The 19231-nt window shown below is 40.0% G+C and carries 18 protein-coding genes and 2 tRNA genes; 11 read left to right on the forward strand and 9 right to left on the reverse strand.

Translation table 11 applies throughout. The features are described 5' to 3' along the window. The first annotated feature begins 4 nt into the window (after positions 1-4). The 5 genes from secF to L4F91_RS06395 all read left to right on the forward strand — a co-directional run bounded on the left by secF (position 5) and on the right by L4F91_RS06395 (position 5121). Positions 5-973, forward strand: a complete 969-nt coding sequence (secF, locus tag L4F91_RS06375; RefSeq protein ID WP_250350017.1) for a protein translocase subunit SecF — start codon at positions 5-7, stop codon at positions 971-973. A 176-nt stretch (positions 974-1149) separates the two neighbouring features. Then, the gene (locus tag L4F91_RS06380) at positions 1150-3306 is read left to right on the forward strand and encodes a transglycosylase SLT domain-containing protein (protein ID WP_395895462.1); all 2157 of its coding nucleotides are present in this window, start codon (positions 1150-1152) and stop codon (positions 3304-3306) included. A 49-nt stretch (positions 3307-3355) separates the two neighbouring features. Then, positions 3356-3658: a trp operon repressor gene (gene trpR / locus L4F91_RS06385; protein ID WP_103852641.1), complete on the forward strand. Its 303-nt coding sequence runs from the start codon at positions 3356-3358 to the stop codon at positions 3656-3658. Then, positions 3642-4361 carry a monofunctional biosynthetic peptidoglycan transglycosylase gene (gene mtgA / locus L4F91_RS06390; RefSeq protein WP_395895465.1) on the forward strand — a complete coding sequence of 240 codons (720 nt, stop codon included), beginning with the start codon at positions 3642-3644 and terminating at the stop codon, positions 4359-4361. The genes trpR and mtgA overlap by 17 nt, the downstream gene beginning before the upstream one ends. A 13-nt stretch (positions 4362-4374) precedes the next feature. Next, positions 4375-5121 (forward strand): SDR family oxidoreductase, encoded by a 747-nt coding sequence (locus L4F91_RS06395; protein WP_395895467.1) that lies wholly within the window; start codon positions 4375-4377, stop codon positions 5119-5121. Positions 5122-5160: 39 nt separating this feature from the next. On the opposite strand, the gene L4F91_RS06400 is transcribed toward L4F91_RS06395, so the two are convergent. The 9 genes from L4F91_RS06400 to L4F91_RS06440 all read right to left on the reverse strand — a co-directional run bounded on the left by L4F91_RS06400 (position 5161) and on the right by L4F91_RS06440 (position 12117). Continuing rightward, positions 5161-6315: a 3-phenylpropionate MFS transporter gene (locus L4F91_RS06400; RefSeq protein ID WP_395895469.1), complete on the reverse strand. Its 1155-nt coding sequence runs from the start codon at positions 6313-6315 to the stop codon at positions 5161-5163. Between the two features lie 82 nt (positions 6316-6397). Next, positions 6398-6484: transfer RNA gene (locus L4F91_RS06405), tRNA-Leu, on the reverse strand. Positions 6485-6486: 2 nt separating this feature from the next. Continuing rightward, a tRNA-Gly gene (locus L4F91_RS06410) sits at positions 6487-6562 on the reverse strand. A 359-nt stretch (positions 6563-6921) separates the two neighbouring features. Next, a complete protein-coding gene (gene pgsA, locus L4F91_RS06415; protein ID WP_250349838.1) occupies positions 6922-7470 on the reverse strand; it encodes a CDP-diacylglycerol--glycerol-3-phosphate 3-phosphatidyltransferase in 549 nt (182 codons plus the stop codon). Between the two features lie 116 nt (positions 7471-7586). Continuing rightward, positions 7587-10451: a valine--tRNA ligase gene (locus L4F91_RS06420; protein WP_395895471.1), complete on the reverse strand. Its 2865-nt coding sequence runs from the start codon at positions 10449-10451 to the stop codon at positions 7587-7589. A 20-nt stretch (positions 10452-10471) separates the two neighbouring features. Beyond that, positions 10472-11068 carry a zeta toxin family protein gene (locus tag L4F91_RS06425; protein ID WP_395895473.1) on the reverse strand — a complete coding sequence of 199 codons (597 nt, stop codon included), beginning with the start codon at positions 11066-11068 and terminating at the stop codon, positions 10472-10474. Continuing rightward, on the reverse strand, positions 11058-11225 hold the full coding sequence (locus L4F91_RS06430) for a hypothetical protein (RefSeq protein ID WP_250363315.1): 168 nt from the start codon (positions 11223-11225) through the stop codon (positions 11058-11060). The genes L4F91_RS06425 and L4F91_RS06430 overlap by 11 nt, the downstream gene beginning before the upstream one ends. Positions 11226-11233: 8 nt before the next feature. Beyond that, positions 11234-11674 (reverse strand): GNAT family N-acetyltransferase, encoded by a 441-nt coding sequence (locus L4F91_RS06435; RefSeq protein ID WP_395895475.1) that lies wholly within the window; start codon positions 11672-11674, stop codon positions 11234-11236. Continuing rightward, complete coding sequence (locus L4F91_RS06440; RefSeq protein ID WP_395895478.1) at positions 11674-12117, reverse strand: DNA polymerase III subunit chi; 444 nt, start codon at positions 12115-12117, stop codon at positions 11674-11676. The genes L4F91_RS06435 and L4F91_RS06440 overlap by 1 nt, the downstream gene beginning before the upstream one ends. A gap of 242 nt (positions 12118-12359) precedes the next feature. Between L4F91_RS06440 and fumC the strand changes: the two genes are divergently transcribed. From fumC to trpCF, 6 genes are all read left to right on the forward strand, one after another. Beyond that, complete coding sequence (gene fumC, locus L4F91_RS06445; protein ID WP_395895479.1) at positions 12360-13754, forward strand: class II fumarate hydratase; 1395 nt, start codon at positions 12360-12362, stop codon at positions 13752-13754. Positions 13755-13949: 195 nt separating this feature from the next. Then, positions 13950-15494 (forward strand): anthranilate synthase component I, encoded by a 1545-nt coding sequence (gene trpE, locus L4F91_RS06450; RefSeq protein WP_395895480.1) that lies wholly within the window; start codon positions 13950-13952, stop codon positions 15492-15494. A gap of 9 nt (positions 15495-15503) precedes the next feature. Further along, positions 15504-16085 carry an aminodeoxychorismate/anthranilate synthase component II gene (locus L4F91_RS06455; protein WP_395895481.1) on the forward strand — a complete coding sequence of 194 codons (582 nt, stop codon included), beginning with the start codon at positions 15504-15506 and terminating at the stop codon, positions 16083-16085. Between the two features lie 10 nt (positions 16086-16095). Beyond that, entirely contained in the window at positions 16096-16482 is a 387-nt protein-coding gene (locus L4F91_RS06460) for a tautomerase family protein (protein ID WP_250349829.1), read from the forward strand. Positions 16483-16801: 319 nt separating this feature from the next. Beyond that, the gene (gene trpD, locus L4F91_RS06465) at positions 16802-17806 is read left to right on the forward strand and encodes an anthranilate phosphoribosyltransferase (protein ID WP_250349828.1); all 1005 of its coding nucleotides are present in this window, start codon (positions 16802-16804) and stop codon (positions 17804-17806) included. Between the two features lie 15 nt (positions 17807-17821). Then, positions 17822-19231 (forward strand): bifunctional indole-3-glycerol-phosphate synthase TrpC/phosphoribosylanthranilate isomerase TrpF, encoded by a 1410-nt coding sequence (gene trpCF, locus L4F91_RS06470; RefSeq protein ID WP_395895482.1) that lies wholly within the window; start codon positions 17822-17824, stop codon positions 19229-19231.

Genomic DNA, 19231 nt, shown 5'->3' on the forward strand with positions numbered 1-19231 from the left:
AATAATGAGCTTATTTGCAAAAGATAAAAAAGTGAATGAATATAAAGGGGTCATCTTACCATTCAAGCTTATCCCATTTATGCGATACCGCCTTGTAGGCTATGTTTTCTCATTAATTATTACCGCACTTTGTATTACAAGCATTGTCACCAAAGGCTTTAACTGGGGGCTGGATTTTACTGGCGGTACGGTTGTGGATACGCATTTTTCCCAACCTGCTGATTTAGAAAAAATCCGTGCAACGTTAAAAGAAAATGGTATCGACAGCCCATTAGTACAAACCACGGGGGGCGTGCGTGATGTGATGATCCGTCTTTCCGCTTCTGCTGGTGGTGCAGATATTGGGACACAAATTAAAGAAATGCTAAGCAAATTGGATAATGATATCCAAATTCGTAGCGTGGAATTTGTTGGCCCAAATGTCGGCGAAGAACTCACCCAAGGCGCAATTTATGCCACCTTGATCACCTTATTAATGTTGCTTGCCTATATTGCGTTTCGCTTTGAATGGCGTTTAGCAGCAGGGGGAATCGTCGCCCTTGCACACGATGTGATTGTAACACTTGGGATCTTTTCTTATTTCCAAATTGAAATGGATCTGACCTTTGTGGCAGCCATTTTATCGGTGGTGGGATATTCACTGAACGATAGTATCGTGGTATTTGACCGTGTGCGTGAAAATTTCCGTAAAATTCGCCGTATTGATACGGTAGAGATTATTGATATATCACTCACTCAAACCTTATCAAGAACCCTAATGACCTCTATCACAACCCTGTTTGTGGTGATTGCCTTGTTTGTATTTGGCGGCCCTACGATCCATAGTTTCTCATTAGCGCTCTTAATCGGTATTGGTTTTGGGACTTACTCAACCATTTATATTGCTATCAGTATCGCTTATGATCTCGGCTTAAGACGCGAACATATGATTATTCAAAAAGTGAATAAAGACGATATTGACGAATTGCCGTAAAAAACGTTAAAAATGTCACCGCACTTTTTTAGCCAAGTACAGTCTAACATTAAGCAAGATTTTAAGCCCGATTTATTCGGGCTTTTATTTATAAATGTGCTGATGAAAAGAGGAATCATCGCAAAACTCAAGTGCGGTGTTTTTTTACCCAATTTTGATTCTATTCAAGGAATGCTATGAAATTTACTCAAACTTTACTAGCCTTAAGTTTATCTTCACTTTCTCTTTTTGTATGGGGGAATGATGAGCAATCTCCCCTTTCAGAACATTCAGTCGCACAACACACGCAGCCAAAAGCACAAGAAACCCCTGATGCACAAAAGATAAATCAAGGCAATGCACACGATGAAGATAGAGATCTCGCAAAAACCCTGTTATTAAACCAACAGATACGGGCAGCTGAACGAGAAATCTATCGTAAACTTCAACAATATTTAGCCCTTTCACAAAGCGAAACGACATTAGACATTGCAAAGGCATTATTGGCTCAATTGCAAGATTACCCACTCTTACCTTATGCAGAATATCAGTTTTTAATCGCGAAGAAAGCGGACTTATCGTTTGATGAAATTCTTGATTTTACGAAAAAACATCCTGATTTTCCGTTGAACAATTTGCCTCATTATTGGTTGCAACAGCAATACGATGCACAAAATTGGCAGGCGATTTTATCTAATACCGCAATGCTGCCCAAAGAGAGCAAGTCATCTTGCATTGTGCTAACCGCACAAGAAAAAATGCCTTCAACACAAACAGAAGCACTGACTACACCTGAAAAAACTGCACAAAAAAACACCGCACTTGCAACAAGGATAAAAAATTTATGGCTCACAGGAAACAACTCGCCCAGCCAATGTCAAACGCTTTTTATGCAAGCCTATCAACAGGGCATTATTAATGACGATTTGCTCAAACAGCGCGCCTTATTAGCCGTAGAAAAAACAAATCGTGTTTTAATAAACGAATTGGCAGCATTTACGCAAAATGCTGAATTAAAAATTTGGCTTGAAAATTTAGCTAGCTTGTTGAAATCACCGCGCTTATTGCTTTCTTCGTCTAACGCATTTTATGTGGAAAATTTGCCCGTTAATGATGAAAATAAACAAATTCTACTTGCATTAATGCCTCGTTTTATTAAAAGCATTACGGAAAATCAGCTGAATGCCAGCGCACCTTTTGCCCAATTAGAGCAATGGGCAACGCGTTTTAATTTATCCCCAGAACAAAGACAATACTGGCAATCCATTTTACTTAGTCAGCTTTTTGATATCGAAAATCCCGCCATTCAGCAATGGCGAGATGAAACCGTACAAGCATTAAAAGAAGATAAACAAACCGAGCGTCGTATCCGTGTTGCATTGCGTGAAAAAACAGCGATTCAACCTTGGTTGAATTTGCTTTCTGAACAAGGCAAGCAGAAAGATGAATGGCGTTATTGGCAAGGTGAGGCCTTATTTCAGCAAGGAAAAACCGCACAAGCCATACAGATTTGGCAAGAGATGCAGAAAAATGCACGTGGCTTTTATCCAATGCTTGCCGCACAGCGATTGGGTATTGCTTATCAACCTGTAATGAAAACATTCTCGTCAAATGAACAAAACTTATCAAGCTACACCCAGCAATTTAGTCGTATTAAGGAATTACAGCAGCTAAATGATTACGTTAATATTCAGCGCGAATGGCGGGCATTATTAGATAAAACAGATTTTGCTGGCAAGCTCGCCTTAGCACAATATGCCGAACAAAATCAATGGGTTGATTTGCAAGTAGACGCCACAATTCAAGCAAAAGCGTGGGATTATATTGCCTTGCGTTTACCTAATGCTTATCAAAATTGGTTTGATTTATTCATTAATCATCAAAATTCCCAAAAAATCCACCGCACTTTTGCAATGGCTATTGCGCGGCAGGAAAGTGCGTGGCGTGCTAATGTAACCTCTTCAGCTAATGCGCGCGGGTTAATGCAACTCTTACCCAGCACAGCGAAACTCACCGCCGAGCAAGCTCAGCTACCGTATAAAAAAGAAAGCCAACTATTTGATCCCATTGATAATATTATGCTTGGCACAACTCACCTTAACCAACTTGCCGAGAAATATGGCAATAATCGCATTTTAATTGCAGCGGCTTATAACGCTGGCGCAAAACGTGTAGATGAGTGGCTCGCTCGTGCAAATGGAAAAATGACAATGGCAGAATTTATCGCCACCATTCCATTTTATGAAACCCGTGGTTATGTGCAGAATGTCTTAGCGTACGATTATTATTACCAGTTACTACAAGGTGAAAAGGCAGAAAAATTTCCCCAAGCAGAGCAGAATAGATTATACTAGTGAAGTAGTTTAATAGCACAGTGAAACGTTTTAATCCTAGGAGAACGCTATGTATGTGAGCAAAAATATGGATCAATGGCAGGCATTTATTGAGATTTTACGCACCGCGTTTGCACAGAATAAAGAACAAGAATTACTCACCCTGTTACTCACGGCTGATGAACGTGATGCAGTAGGACTTCGATTACAAATTGTGGCACAATTGTTAGATAAACGTTGCTCACAACGAGAAATTCAACAAAACTTAAACACCAGCGCGGCAACAATTACAAGAGGATCAAATATGATCAAAACAATGCCACCTGAATTTATGCAATGGGTAAAAGAACAGCTTGATGGGCAGAAAGAATAATAAGAAAAAATGGTTGCAACACATAAAACAAAGGATATTGCGCTATTCGCTTTATGTGTTTGCTACTTTTTTAGGGATTACCTTATTGTTTCGCATTGTGCCTGTGCCGTTTTCTTCCTATATGGCACAGCAGAAAGTCAGCCATCTTTTAAATGGGGAAAGTTACCCTATTAAATATCAATGGGTGAGTTTGGATAACATTTCGTGGCAAATGCAGTTGGCCGTGATTGCGGCAGAAGATCAAAAATTTGCGCAACATCACGGCATTGATTGGAACGCGATTAATAACGCATTGAAATATAATAAACAATCTACAAAAGTACGAGGTGGCTCAACCATTTCACAGCAGACTGTAAAAAATTTATATTTATGGCACGGGCAAAGTTGGCTACGCAAAGCCATTGAATTGCCAACTACCTTAATGCTAGAACAATTATGGTCGAAAAAACGGATTCTAGAAGTCTATTTAAACATTGCCGAATTTGGCTATGGTATTTTTGGCGTAGAAGCGGCAAGCCAAGCCTATTTCAAAAAATCGGCAAAACAACTTAATCAACAAGAAGCTGCCCTATTAGCGGCAGTCTTACCTAATCCAATCTTATTTAAGGCAAATAAACCCAGTGCTTTTGTACAAAAAAGACAACGTTGGATTATGCGACAAATGAATGCCTTAGATAAGGGATATTTAACACAACTGAACTAAATAGGGGGATAATATGGCAGTATTAATTACAGGTGCATCTGCAGGCTTTGGTAAAGCAATGTGCGAAGTATTCATTAAATCAGGCTATCACGTTATTGGTGCAGCTCGCCGTTTAGAAAAACTGCAAAAACTACACGCAGAATTAGGCGAAAATTTCTTTCCATTACAAATGGATATGAATAATTTAAGTGAAATTGATAATGCACTTTCGCAACTTCCCGAAGCATTCCAGCAAATTGATTTACTTATCAATAATGCGGGGCTAGCACTGGGTTTAGAGCCAGCCCATCAAGCAAATTTTGACGATTGGCTAACAATGATTAATACCAATATCATCGGTTTAACCTATCTCACCAGAAAAGTGTTACCTCAAATGGTGGAACGACAGCAAGGGCATATTATCAACCTAGGTTCAATCGCAGGGACATATCCTTACCCGGGCGGTAATGTTTACGGTGCAACTAAGGCGTTTGTCGAACAATTTAGCTTAAATCTGCGTGCTGATTTAGCGGGTACCAATGTGCGCGTCACCAATATTGAACCCGGCCTATGCGGTGGTACAGAATTTTCTAATGTCCGTTTTAAAGGAGATAACCAGAAAGCAGCAAGCGTCTATCAAAATGTGCAAGCCATTGAACCTATAGATATTGCTAATACAGTATTATGGATCTATCAACAACCTGCTCACGTTAATATTAACCGTATTGAAATAATGCCTGTAGCACAAAGCTTCTCCGCATTGAATGTGGTGAGAAAGTAAATTTAAGAAATAAAAGATAGGCACTATTGCCTATCTTTTTTATTTTGCTGTATTTGAAAAGGTCTTTGGTACAAGGAAAATTGCAGGTAGAACAAAAATCGCCATTAAGGCAAAGCTCATCTGCGCAGAAACAGGATAAACTAATCCAGAAATGAACGTAAAAAGCGCCATCATAATACAGCTAGAACTTGCAAAATAGATGCCTTGCAATTTTGGAATTCTCTCACTTGGCTGAGAGGTAATATAACGAATCATCGCAAAATGCCCCATTGCATAAGTAAATGCGTGCAATATTTGGGCGAAAATCAGCAAAGTAAAATTTGTCGTATACGCAAGGGTTGTCCAACGAATAACCGCTGCGAATGCTGAAAATAAAGTCAAATAATGAATCTTCCAAGTCCTAAAAAAACGTTTAGAAAAGAAGAAAAAGACCACTTCAGCGATTACCCCCAAGCTCCACAGCCAGCTAATTTGCGAAGTGCTAATGCCATTTGCAGACCAATAAATTGTGCCATAGGCATAACAAGCCGCGTGTGAACCCTGAATAAGCGCTGTTGCAATAATCATTCTGACCGTTGTTGGATTTCGCAATAATTCTCGATAGCTTGCGCTTACTGTCGTGTTTTGTTTTTCCTGCTGATTAAATCTTTGCGTAGGATTTAAACTAATCCCCAGCCCCCAAAAAACAAGATAGCCAATAATAATACCGATGATGGCACTTTTACCTAGCCAACCGAGCAAATAGCCTGCAGTAATTGAACCAATAATAAAAGCAAGCGAACCAAATAAACGACTTTTACCATAATCCATTCCTAACTGTTGATGCCAACTCGTTGCAATGGTATCACAAACCGGCATAATTCCCCCATTCAACATATGAAATAACGCAAGAATGGGAATTAACCACCAAAGAGACTGTACTGCCCAAGCGACAGCGATGAGAACCAATACACTAAGCCAAGTAAGAAGACGACTTAATGGAATAAGCTGATCGAGATGATGAACACTTTTAGTAAAAAAGATTGCACCAGCAAAACGGCAAAGATAACCAAGGGAAATCAATGTGCCAATTAATTCCACATCATAGCCATACTGTGCTAACCAAATTGGTAAAAATGGCACAATCACACCATAAGCGCAATAAAAACCAAAAAAGTTAAATGATGACCATTGAAAGGGAGTGAGTTTCAACATAGGGAAATCCCCAACTTTGATTTTCAGATACAAAAAAAGCCGCTCTTGGCGACTATCTTATTGATTTATTTATAACTTTAAATGGTGCCCGAGGGCGGACTTGAACCGCCACGACTCGAAAGTCGAGGGATTTTAAATCCCTTGTGTCTACCGATTTCACCACTCGGGCGTTGGAGCGGGAAACGAGGCTCGAACTCGCGACCCCGACCTTGGCAAGGTCGTGCTCTACCAACTGAGCTATTCCCGCATTTAGCTAACTTTCTGTTTCGCTAAGCAACGAGGTGCATTTTACGGATTTCAATTTATTAGTCAAATAGAAATTTACTTGATTTAGTTTAATCGACTAAAAAAAGCTCAATCTTTATCTATTCGTTTATTGTTCAAGCAATATGAGAAGATTTAAAGTACAAGATGAAAAATTTAGGGATAAAAAACTATATTCCCTATTTCGCTTTGAAATGGCTATCTCAATAACGCAATAATATTGATCATTATAAAAATACTCTTGGCTATCATTCTTCGATGACTGAATTATTATAAAAAATAAGTAAAAAAATACCGCACTTTATTATTTGATGAAGTGCGGTATAAAATAGTGAAATTTTTTTAACTGTCTAATAAATTCTCTTTTGCTGCTTTTAAATATTGTAGCATTGACCAGACGGTTAAAATTGCTGCAATATATAAAAATACGATTCCTGCGATTTCCATTAATACATTATAACGCCATAATAATCCGCCTAAAGCAAGCATTTGGGAAGCGGTTTTTACTTTACCGAGCCAAGATACCGCCACTTTACTGCGGCTACCGATTTCAGCCATCCATTCGCGTAGGGCTGAAACGATAATTTCTCTTGAGATCATCACTATCGCAGGTAAGGTTACCCAAAAACTATGCTGATACTCCACGACTAACACCAATGCGGCCGCAACCATAACTTTATCAGCCACGGGATCTAAAAACGCCCCAAAGGGTGTGCTTTGATTCCATTTTCTGGCTAAATATCCATCAAACCAATCTGTAATCGCGGCGACAAAAAAAATGGCTGTTGTCAAGAAAGGCGCCCAAGAGAATGGTAAATAAAATGCCATAACAAAAAATGGAATTAAAATGACACGGAATAAGGTTAGAATTGTAGGGAAATTTAATTTCATAGGGCGTAACAGTCACAGAAAATAGATAATCTTTAATTATTTTAAAGCATATTTTTCTAATTAGAAAATACTATTTAAAAAATATCCCTCTAAAAAGAGGGATACGCTGTAATAAATTAAAGTGCCTCAATCGCCTGATATTGCGCTTGAACTTTTGCAATGGCCTCTTGATAGCCTTGCATTTTTTCACGTTCTTTCGCAATGACTTGCTCTGGCGCTTTTGCCACAAAGGCTTCATTGCTCAATTTGTTTTCAATACGAGCAATTTCACCGTTGAGTTTTTCTAGCTCTTTAGTTAAGCGTGCTAACTCGGTAGCTTTGTCAATAAAGCCTGCCATTGGAATAAGAAGCTCTGTGTTGCCAACCAATTTGGTTACCGAGAATGGCGCTTCTCCCCCATCCTTTAACAATTCAACGCTATCTAATTTTGCTATACTTGCTAATAATGCACTGTTATTAGAAAGAATTTGTTGCTGTTCTAGCGTTAAATGACGTAATAATGCGTCTAAGCCTTTGCTTGGCGCAATATTGCATTCCGCACGGATATTACGCACTGCGACGATGATCTCTTTCAACCAACTCATTTGTAGCTCTGCTTGCTCATCAATTTGGCTTGCTTCATACTGTGGATAAGGTTGTAGCATAATGGTGTCGCCACTCACACCCGCAAAACCTTTCACTTTTTGCCAAATCTCTTCAGTAATAAATGGAATAATTGGATGAGCTAAGCGTAGCAATTTTTCTAATACATTTACCAGTGTACGACTTGCCGCGCGTTTTTGTGCCACATTACCCTGTGCAAATATTGGTTTTGTGAGTTCTAAATACCAATCACAGAACTGATCCCAAGTAAACTCATAAATGGCATTCGCTGCTAAATCAAAACGATATTGTGCAAATGCAGAACGCACGGCTTCTACTGTGCGGTTAAACTGCGAATTGATCCAGCGATCCGCAAGACCATACTCCAGCTCTCCCTCAGATAAATCTAATTTATCATTGGTCAGTACGAAACGGCTTGCATTCCATAGTTTATTACAGAAATTACGATATCCCTCTAAGCGTTTCATATCCCAGTTAATATCACGCCCATTACTTGCAAGGGCGGCCAAGGTAAAACGCAATGCATCTGTACCGTGTGCAGCGATGCCATTAGCGAACTCTTTGCGGGTCGCTTTCGCAATTTTTTCCGCTAATTGCGGTTGCATCATATTGCCCGTACGTTTCTCGAGTAAATCTTCCAGGCTAATACCGTCAATCATATCGATCGGGTCAAGGACATTCCCTTTTGATTTTGACATTTTTTGCCCTTGTTCATCACGAATCAGTCCTGTTACATAGACTGTTTTGAATGGAACTTGCGGTTTACCATTTTCATCTTTGATGAAGTGCATCGTAAACATAATCATACGTGCAACCCAGAAGAAAATGATATCAAATCCCGTGATCAACACATCTGTTGGGTGGAACATTTTCAGTTCTTTGGTCTGCTGTGGCCAACCAAGGGTAGAGAATGTCCATAAAGCCGAAGAGAACCAGGTGTCTAGCACATCTTCATCTTGTTTGAGTACAATATCAGAATTTAGCTGATATTTTGACCGCACTTCTGCTTCACTGCGAGCCACATAAATATTCCCTTGTTCATCATACCAAGCAGGAATGCGATGTCCCCACCAAAGTTGGCGAGAAATACACCAATCCTGAATATCACGCATCCACGAGAAATAGAGATTTTCATATTGCTTCGGTACGAATTGGATTTCGCCCTCTTCTACCGCTTTGATTGCCACTTCCGCCAATGGTTTTACGCTCACATACCATTGATCGGTGAGCATCGGTTCAATTGGTACGCCACCACGATCGCCATAAGGCACTTTTAGATCGTGTGGTTTAATTTCTTCCAATAAGCCTAAGGCATCAAAGTCCGCCACAATTTGCTTACGCGCTGCAAAACGTTCCATTCCACGATATTTTTCTGGAATGTCTGCCACATAATTTGCGAGAGGTTTATTATCTATGCCAATAATTTCCGCCTCATCACGAATATCCGCATTTAACGTCATCACATTTACCATTGGTAACTGATGGCGTTTACCTACTTCATAGTCGTTAAAATCGTGAGCTGGAGTGATTTTTACCACACCTGTTCCAAATTCACGATCCACATAATCATCAGCAATAATTGGAATCTCGCGATTTGCTAAAGGCAAGATCACGGTTTTGCCAATAAGAGATTGATAGCGTTCATCTTCAGGGTGAACTGCCACAGCAGTATCGCCCAACATTGTTTCAGGACGTGTGGTAGCAACTACGAGATAATCTTTACCGTCTGCCGTTTTTTCGCCATTGGCTAAAGGATAACGGAAATGCCAAAGCGAGCCTTTGCTTTCTTTATTTTCCACTTCAAGATCCGAAATTGCGGTGTGCAATTTTGGATCCCAGTTCACAAGGCGTTTGCCACGATAGATCAACCCTTCCTCGTGCAAGCGTACAAACACTTCTTTCACCGCATCAGAAAGCCCATCGTCCATCGTGAAACGCTCACGATCCCAGTCGATTGAGTTCCCTAAACGACGCATTTGCTGGCTGATTGTACCGCCTGAATAGGCTTTCCAATCCCAGATTTTTTCAATAAAGGCTTCACGACCGTAATCGTGGCGAGTTTTGCCTTCTTCTGCCGCGATTTTACGTTCCACCACCATTTGCGTGGCAATCCCTGCGTGGTCTGTCCCCGCTTGCCAAAGGGTGTTATCCCCTTCCATACGATGAAAACGAATCAGCGTATCCATTAAAGTTTGCTGGAAAGCGTGTCCCATATGCAATGATCCCGTTACATTCGGCGGTGGAATGGCAATGCAATAACTCGGTGCATTCGGGTTTTCATTCGGCTTAAAATAGCCCTGTTCTTCCCAGTGTTTATAAAGTGCTTGTTCTACGGCAGAGGGATCAAAACGATCTGCCATTTCAAATTTTTGTGTCATTGGTTTTTCTCTATTTGTAACTAAACTAAATTAAAATCTAACCGTAATAATTCTGCTAATAAATTTTCACACCAATCAGGTAATACTTGTTCAAACTGCGTAATTATTTTCGCTTTAGAAAGATGAAAAATAAGCATTGGCATTTCCGCCGAATTATCATAAATAAATATTTCATCGCACAGCGGTAAGGCTAAAATTAAATTTTGCCGACTAATTTCGTAGCGTTTACGAATTGTGGCTTCATCAATAAAATGGCCGCCTTTTCGTACTCTAGCCTGCACCCTTTTCACATTAATATCAGGATCATTGACACCGATATAATTTAGCCTTACATAAAAGCCTTTTGATTTGGCTTGCTGCATACGGTACAAAATAGACTTTCCTGCAAGAGTCGATTCCATTGAAAATGAAACCTGATTTTTTACCGCATACTTAAATAATTCAACGGCTTTTCTTCCTGCTTCAATATCGGCCAATCGTGGATTTTGTGGATTGAGTTCCATTGCAATATGATCGGAATCAATCACCACTTGCACCTGATCTTGATTAAAAGAACGTAAAGTACTTTTACCTGCCCCATTCGTACCGCAATAAAAAATGGCTAAATTATTTCGCATATTTAATCACTTCTTCTCGTCCATCAGGATAATGATCGACAATATCACCATTAGGACGCTGGAAGGTGAGAATTTCACGCTTTTTCTTATCTTCCATCCAAGGTTTGAAGCGAATAGCTAATTGCCGTTGCTGTTCAATAATTTCTTCTTTTGTCATTGGTTTCATTATTTATTCTTCTCTAACTTCATATCCAAATGCGGTATGCCGTCTTCTAAATATTCTGCCGAAGTAGGCTGAAACCCCAAAGTGCGGTAGAAATTTTGCAAATAAGTTTGCGCTTGGATTAGTACAGGTTCGGTTGTCCAATATTGTTGGCAATAAGCCAATGCGTGTTGCACCAATTCTTTGGCTAAGCCTTTGCCCCGTGCGTGCTGCGCCACTAGCACTCTGCCAATATGAATGCCGTCATCTTGTGGAATAATGCGGCAATAAGCACAGATTTTGCCGTCAAATTCTTGCCAAAAATGCACCGCACTTTGATCCCAATGATCCACTTCTTGATAAGCACATTGTTGCTCCACCACAAATATGGCGGTGCGAACTTGGTAAATGGCAAATAATTCTTGTGTGCTAAGTTCAGCAAAGGTTTTTGCATTCCACCTCATTAGGCTTGCTCCGTGCTGAGCTGCCAACCTAATTGGCGGTATTGTTTATAACGCTCTCGGGCGATAGCTTTTTTCGTTTCGTCAGCGGGAACAAAATCAATAATCTGATTAAAACTCGCAATAAAATCGGGAATTTGGGCTTGCAAGTTTATTAATAGATCACGGCGTTGTGCATTGCGTTTTTCCGCCCAGCTAATTTCAATGGGGGTGGCATATTGAGTGATTTCACCCGATAAATTATGTGGCACAAACTCTTCTGGCTCTCTTGCCCATAGGGCTTCATCAAGGCGAAAAGCCTGTTCTTCACTTTCGCAGCTAATTAGCACTTTTTTGCCTAATCGCCAAGCCTGCGCAGCCAAATCACAAGCCAAGGTTTCCATTGCAGACAATGGGGATTTTGCTTGTGTTTTGTCTAAAATGTAAAACTGTGCGTGCTTTGCCATAAAAATGCGTCTTTTACCCGTATGAAATCAGATTTTTAAACGCCTAATTTTAACGAAAAATCCGATAAATAGAAAACATTAATTTTTCCGCTGCCAAAAAATTCAAAAAAATCTTACCGCACTTTATGATCTACATCACAAAACCCAACTTTGCCAACTTTCCTTACATTCCATTCATACTTCTAAAGTGGTAAACTCAAAACGTTTTCTTATTATTAATTCAATCATTTGAGGTAACTAGAATGGAATTTCGTATTGAAAAAGACACGATGGGCGAAGTGAAAGTGCCAGCAGATAAATACTGGGCGGCACAAACAGAACGTTCCCGCAATAACTTCAAAATTGGGCCATCGGCATCAATGCCACAGGAAATTATTGAGGCGTTTGGTTATTTGAAAAAAGCCGCTGCTTACGCAAATAATGAGCTAGGCGTTTTGCCCGTTGAAAAACGTGATTTAATCGCCCAAGCTTGCGATGAAATTTTAGCCCATAAACTTGACGATCAATTCCCATTAGTCATTTGGCAAACTGGTTCAGGTACGCAATCCAATATGAATTTAAATGAAGTGATTGCAAACCGTGCGCACGTTATCAATGGCGGAAAATTAGGTGAAAAATCAATTATTCATCCAAATGATGATGTCAATAAATCACAATCATCGAATGATACTTATCCAACCGCAATGCACATTGCGGCCTATAAAAAAGTGGTGGAAGTCACTATTCCTTGCGTTGAACGTTTACAAAAAACCTTTGCTGCAAAAGCAGAAGCCTTTAAAGATGTGGTGAAAATTGGGCGTACTCACTTAATGGATGCAACACCGCTGACATTAGGACAAGAATTTTCTGCCTATGCTGCGCAATTAGATTTTGGCTTGCGAGCGTTGAGAAATACCTTACCTCATCTTGTCCAGCTTGCTTTAGGCGGTACAGCGGTAGGTACTGGCTTAAACACACCGAAAGGCTATGATGTGAAAGTGGCGGAATATATTGCGAAATTTACCGGCTTACCATTTATCACCGCGGAAAACAAATTTGAAGCCCTTGCCACCCACGATGCCATTGTTGAAACACACGGTGCGTTAAAACAACTTGCAATGTCTTTATTCAAAATTGCAAACGACATTCGCTTATTGGCTTCAGGCCCGCGTTCTGGTATTGGTGAAATCTTAATTCCAGAAAATGAACCCGGTTCTTCTATTATGCCCGGTAAAGTAAATCCAACGCAGTGTGAAGCCTTGACAATGGTATGCGCACAAGTGTTAGGTAACGATACCACCATTTCTTTTGCAGGTTCACAAGGGCATTTCCAACTTAATGTGTTTAAACCTGTAATGGCGTATAACTTCTTGCAATCTGCTCAGTTATTGGCTGATGCTTGTGTTTCTTTTGATGAACACTGTGCAAGTGGCATTGAACCCAATTACCCACGCATTAAACAGCAACTTGAAAATTCATTAATGTTAGTAACGGCATTAAATACCCATATTGGTTATGAAAATGCGGCTAAAATCGCCAAAACGGCGCATAAAAATGGTACGACATTAAGGGAAGAAGCCATAAATCTAGGCTTAGTCACGCCTGAACAATTTGATGAATGGGTACGCCCTGAAGATATGGTTGGCAGCTTGAAATAATGCCAATTTAACCTTCATCTTATTTGAAATGTTGGTAAGGAATATTCTTTACCAACATTTCTTTTCTCTTTTATAGCGAAACCGCTCAAATAAGCCAATTAGCTAAATTTCCTTCTTGATGAAAACAGTCCTTGACAAAACCCTTTTGCACTAGTTTAATAGTGCATTATTATTTTATGCAAAAAAGGAATTCCAATGACAATGCCTTTTCTCCACGTATTTTCACAAAATGTGGCTTATCACAGCGATCCAACCGCTGTTTTTGCGACATTATGCCAAGATCAAACCAATACACTCTTACTTGAATCCGCCGAAATCAGCAGTAAAAATAGCTTAAAAAGTCTTTTATTAATTAATTCTGCGTTAAAAATTAGCTGTTTAGGTCAATGCGTAACCTTTAACGCATTAAATGAAAATGGTGTGGCATTATTACCTTTGCTACAAGAAAAATTACAACATATGGCACAACGCCTTTTACAGCAAGACAATCAACTCATCGCAGAATTTGCGCCACTCAACCCTGATCTTGATGAAGACAGTAAATTACAAGCGCCCACAATTTTTGATGGTTTACGTTGCTTAACCGCGCTTTACAAAACAAGCGAAACACCCATTTTTCTTGGTGGCCTATTTGCTTATGATTTAGTGGCAAATTTTATTCCAATGGAAAATATTGTGCTACACAATGATGGCTTAAGCTGTCCTGACTACGTTTTCTATTTGGCAGAAAATTTATTGGTTCTCGATCATCAACGCCAACAAGCTCAACTCCAAACCTTCTGTTTTAATCAAAATGCGCTTTCTGCCACGGAACAAAGTGCGGTACAAATTACGCAAAAATTACAGAAAATTGAACCGCACTTACCTCTCCAATCGGCTTCAACGGAAGTGAGCGTGAACATTGAAGATGAACCCTTTAAAGAGATTATTCGCCGTTTAAAACACCACATCAACATTGGCGATGTATTTCAAATTGTGCCTTCACGCCGTTTTTCTTTAGCTTGTCCGAACAGTCTTGCAACTTACCGTCAATTGAAAGTGAATAATCCAAGCCCTTATATGTTTTATATGCAAGATGACGATTTCACGCTATTTGGTGCGTCCCCTGAAAGTGCATTAAAATACAGCCAAGATTCTCGCCAATTAGAAATTTACCCTATTGCAGGATCACGCCCAAGAGGATTTGATGCTCAAGGGAATATCGATCCCGAACTAGATGCGCGTTTAGAATTAGAATTACGTTTAGATAAAAAAGAGTTAGCAGAACATTTAATGCTAGTGGATTTAGCACGGAATGATATCGCACGGGTTTGTCAAAGTGGTACACGTCAAGTGAAAGATTTAATGCAAGTGGATCGTTATTCACACATTATGCATTTGGTCTCTCGCGTGGTGGGTAAACTTCGCCCTGAATTAGATGCCTTGCACGCTTATCAAGCCTGTATGAATATGGGAACACTCACAGGCGCACCGAAAATCAAAGCAATGCAATTAATCTATCAAGTGGAACAACAAAAACGCCATAGCTATGGCGGTGCGGTGGGCTATCTCTCATCAGATGGAAATTTCGATACCTGTATTGTGATCCGCTCTGCTTTCGTGCAAAACGACATTGCTTATATCCAAGCTGGCTGCGGTGAAGTGCTAGATTCTGATCCCCAAATGGAAGCAGATGAAACACGCCACAAAGCCAGAGCGGTAATTAATGCCATTATGCAAACCAACCAACTTGCACAATAAGGAAACTCTATGGCAAATATTATATTTTTAGATAATTTTGATTCCTTTACTTATAACCTTGTGGATCAATTTAGAACGCTTGGACACCAAGTGCAAATTTATCGTAATGATTGCAATATTGCGCTGGTAGAAAAAATGGCACTAAAGCCAAATAGTATCCTTGCTCTTTCTCCCGGACCGGGTAACCCGCAAGAAGCGGGCATTTTACTGCCACTTATTGAACGTCTTAAAGGCAACGTGCCAATGATTGGCATTTGTTTAGGTCATCAAGCATTAATCGAAGCATTTGGCGGTGATGTGGTTCATTCTGGCGAAGTGCTGCACGGCAAAGTTTCCAATATTCAACACGATGAACAAGCAATGTTTGCGGGGTTAAATAACCCAATGCCAGTGGCACGCTATCATTCCCTAATGGGAGAAAATTTGCCCGATGAATTTATTGTAAACGCTGAGTATAACGGCATTGTTATGGCAATCCGTCACAAAACGCTACCCATTTGCGGTTTCCAATTCCACCCAGAAAGCATTCTTACCGTGCAAGGAGGAAAATTGCTAGAAAACGCAATAAATTGGTTGCTTAATCGTCATTAAGGATAACACGATGATTATTGTTTATGGATTAAAAGATCGCCTAAATTCACGCAAGGCACAGCTTGCAGAAATTATTTATGCTTGCTTGAATCTTGAAATGGATATTCCAACAGGTAAACATTTTATTTATTTCCAAGGGACAGAAGCAGAAAATTTGTATCTACCTAGCGGACGTAGTCAAGATTTCACCGCCATTGAAATTAATCTTATGCAAGGCAGGACTGAATTTACTAAAAAACGATTAATTAAAATGCTTTTTTGTGAATTAGAAAATAAACTCAACCTTTCTCCCATAGATGTCGAGATCACCATAAAAGAGCAGCCAGCTCACTGCTGGGGATTTCGTGGAATGACAGGTGATGAGGCAAAAGATCTCAGTTACAGCATTTATCGTTAGCCAAACTTTGTATTTTAGTTATTATGAAATATTAAACAAAGCACCTTCGGGTTCCCTTCAGTCTTGTCCGAATGGAAGCTAAATTTTTAGGCGAAAAAAATTGTAATTTTGTGTAGTGAAACGGAACAAAATCTCTTTTTTCGCCGCCCGAAAAATTTAGTTGGAATGAGGAAAAACAAGACTGCTGGGTGTGCTTTCTTTTGCCTACTTTGCTTTGCACAAGCAAAGAAAAGTAGGTCGCCTTTAGGGCGAAAACCTAAAATAGATATACACGATTAAAATTTAAAAATAAAATTAACAGAATTGAAAGGAATACCCTATGCAAACCGAACAACTTCTTAACCAACTTTTTGATAAACAATCTTTATCCCAAGCGCAAGCAGAACAGCTATTTAATGCCATTTTGCAAGGTGAGTTAAATAACGAACAGCTAGCAGCCGCACTCATTGCGCTAAAATTGCGTGGAGAAAGTGCAGAAGAAATCAGCGGTGCGGTCAATGCCGTCCTTGCTAATGCCAATCATTTCCCAACGCCTGATTATGTGTTTGCCGATATTGTTGGTACCGGTGGCGATGGCGCAAACACCATTAATATCTCTACAGCTTCTGCCATTGTGGGGGCAGCTTGTGGCTTGAAAGTGGCAAAGCACGGCAATCGTAGCGTATCCAGTAAAACTGGGGCAAGTGATGTTCTCAGTGCATTAGGGGTCAATATTAATATTAGTGCGGAACAAGCACGCCAAGCCCTTGATGAAATTGGCATTTGCTTTTTGTTCGCACAACAATATCACCCGGGTTTCAAACACGCGGTGCCTGTTCGCCAAGCATTAAAAACACGCACTATTTTCAATATTTTAGGTCCATTATGTAACCCTGCTCGCCCAAAACATCAATTATTAGGTGTATATTCCCCCGAATTGATTGCACCTTATGCAGAAACGGCTGTACGTTTAGGGCATAAACACAGCATTGTGGTACACGGTGCGGGTTTGGATGAAGTCGCCATTCACGGCAAAACGGAAGTGGCAGAAATTCGTGATGGAAAAATTGAACGTTATAGCCTAAGCCCTTACGATTTTGGTTTTGAGCCGCAACCATTAGAAAGTCTGCGTGGCGGTGAGCCAGAAGAAAATGCAAAATTTTTGACCGCACTTTTACAAGGCAAAGGCAAAGCAGAACACGCCCAAGCGGTGGCAATGAATACCGCCTTATTAATGAAATTATTCGGCTATGAAGATTTGAAACAAAATGCTGAAAAAGTGCTTGCTGTGCTTGCCTCAGGAAAAGCGTTTGAAACCTTAATCGCATTGCGTGCAGTAGAATAATCAAGAGAAAACACAATGATCATTAACAACCAAACTCCAACAATTTTACAAAAAATTGTGCAAGATAAAGCGCAATGGGTGGAGGCAAAATCGCAAGCCTTCCCTTTGCAAACGTTTGAAAAAAAACTTGAAAAATCTGACCGCTCTTTTTATCAAGCATTAGCACAAGGTACGCATCAACGTCCGGCTTATATTTTAGAATGCAAAAAGGCCTCACCTTCTAAGGGCTTAATTCGTGCAGACTTTAACCTTGATGAAATTGCTCAAGTATATAAGCATTATGCCGCAGCCATTTCCGTGCTTACGGATGAAAAATATTTTCAAGGGGATTTTGCTTATATTCAGCAAGTTCGTCAGCAGGTTAGCCAACCTGTGCTGTGCAAAGATTTTATGATTAGCCCATATCAAGTTTACCTTGCGCGCTATCACCAAGCTGACGCGATTTTACTGATGCTTTCCGTGTTAGATGATGAAACTTATTCACAACTGGCAGAATTAGCCCACGAATTAGGTATGGGGGTGCTAACAGAAACCTCTAATCAGCAAGAATTAGAACGTGCTATTGCATTAGGGGCGAAAGTTATCGGAATAAACAACCGTGATTTACACGATCTTTCTGTCGATCTTGACCGCACACCGCCTCTTGCTCGCCAGATCCCAGCGGATCGCATCATCATTAGCGAATCAGGCATTTATTCTCATCAACAAGTTCAACAATTAAAACCTTATGTTAATGGCTTTTTAATTGGCAGCAGCCTAATGGGAAGTGATGATTTGAACAATGCGGTAAGGGCGGTGATATTTGGTGAAAATAAAGTCTGTGGTCTAACACGCCCTCAAGATGTTCAAGCCGTGTATCAACAAGGTGGTTTATATGGTGGATTGATTTTTGCTGAAACCTCAAAACGCAAATTGTCTTTACGTCAAGCGCAAGAACTTGTGACGCAAGCCCCATTGCGCTTTGTCGGTGTATTCCAAAATCAACAAATTGATTTTATTGTAAAAATTGCTTCTCAGCTGACGCTTTTTGCCGTCCAGTTACACGGTAGTGAAAAGGCAGAATTTATTGCACAATTACGTCAGCAATTGCCTACTGAATGCCAAATTTGGCAAGCCATTTCTATTCCAGTAGAAAAACAAAGTGCGGTACAAATTGAACCCATTTCATATATTGATCGCTATGTCCTCGATAGTCAACTTGCCAAGCAACAAGGTGGTACAGGGCAACCCTTTGATTGGTCGCTTATTCCTACTGAAATAAAAAATAAAGCAATGCTCGCAGGGGGCATTAATCAGGAAAATGTCGCACTTGCCCTATCACAACATTGCTTAGGTTTAGATATTAATTCAGGCGCTGAAAGCAGTGCGGGTGTGAAAGACGCCCACAAGCTCGCGCAATTATTTCAACAAATTTTAGATTATTAA

It is taken from the genome of Avibacterium sp. 20-126 (assembly GCF_044358625.1).
Lineage (GTDB): Bacteria > Pseudomonadota > Gammaproteobacteria > Enterobacterales > Pasteurellaceae > Avibacterium.

Coding starts and splice junctions, on each gene's coding strand:
- secF (WP_250350017.1), top strand. CDS start 5: ATGAGCTTATTTGCAAAAGATAAAAAAGTGAATGAATATAAAGGGGTC.
- L4F91_RS06380 (WP_395895462.1), top strand. CDS start 1,150: ATGAAATTTACTCAAACTTTACTAGCCTTAAGTTTATCTTCACTTTCT.
- trpR (WP_103852641.1), top strand. CDS start 3,356: ATGTATGTGAGCAAAAATATGGATCAATGGCAGGCATTTATTGAGATT.
- mtgA (WP_395895465.1), top strand. CDS start 3,642: ATGGGCAGAAAGAATAATAAGAAAAAATGGTTGCAACACATAAAACAA.
- L4F91_RS06395 (WP_395895467.1), top strand. CDS start 4,375: ATGGCAGTATTAATTACAGGTGCATCTGCAGGCTTTGGTAAAGCAATG.
- L4F91_RS06400 (WP_395895469.1), bottom strand. CDS start 6,315: ATGTTGAAACTCACTCCCTTTCAATGGTCATCATTTAACTTTTTTGGT.
- pgsA (WP_250349838.1), bottom strand. CDS start 7,470: ATGAAATTAAATTTCCCTACAATTCTAACCTTATTCCGTGTCATTTTA.
- L4F91_RS06420 (WP_395895471.1), bottom strand. CDS start 10,451: ATGACACAAAAATTTGAAATGGCAGATCGTTTTGATCCCTCTGCCGTA.
- L4F91_RS06425 (WP_395895473.1), bottom strand. CDS start 11,068: ATGCGAAATAATTTAGCCATTTTTTATTGCGGTACGAATGGGGCAGGT.
- L4F91_RS06430 (WP_250363315.1), bottom strand. CDS start 11,225: ATGACAAAAGAAGAAATTATTGAACAGCAACGGCAATTAGCTATTCGC.
- L4F91_RS06435 (WP_395895475.1), bottom strand. CDS start 11,674: ATGAGGTGGAATGCAAAAACCTTTGCTGAACTTAGCACACAAGAATTA.
- L4F91_RS06440 (WP_395895478.1), bottom strand. CDS start 12,117: ATGGCAAAGCACGCACAGTTTTACATTTTAGACAAAACACAAGCAAAA.
- fumC (WP_395895479.1), top strand. CDS start 12,360: ATGGAATTTCGTATTGAAAAAGACACGATGGGCGAAGTGAAAGTGCCA.
- trpE (WP_395895480.1), top strand. CDS start 13,950: ATGACAATGCCTTTTCTCCACGTATTTTCACAAAATGTGGCTTATCAC.
- L4F91_RS06455 (WP_395895481.1), top strand. CDS start 15,504: ATGGCAAATATTATATTTTTAGATAATTTTGATTCCTTTACTTATAAC.
- L4F91_RS06460 (WP_250349829.1), top strand. CDS start 16,096: ATGATTATTGTTTATGGATTAAAAGATCGCCTAAATTCACGCAAGGCA.
- trpD (WP_250349828.1), top strand. CDS start 16,802: ATGCAAACCGAACAACTTCTTAACCAACTTTTTGATAAACAATCTTTA.
- trpCF (WP_395895482.1), top strand. CDS start 17,822: ATGATCATTAACAACCAAACTCCAACAATTTTACAAAAAATTGTGCAA.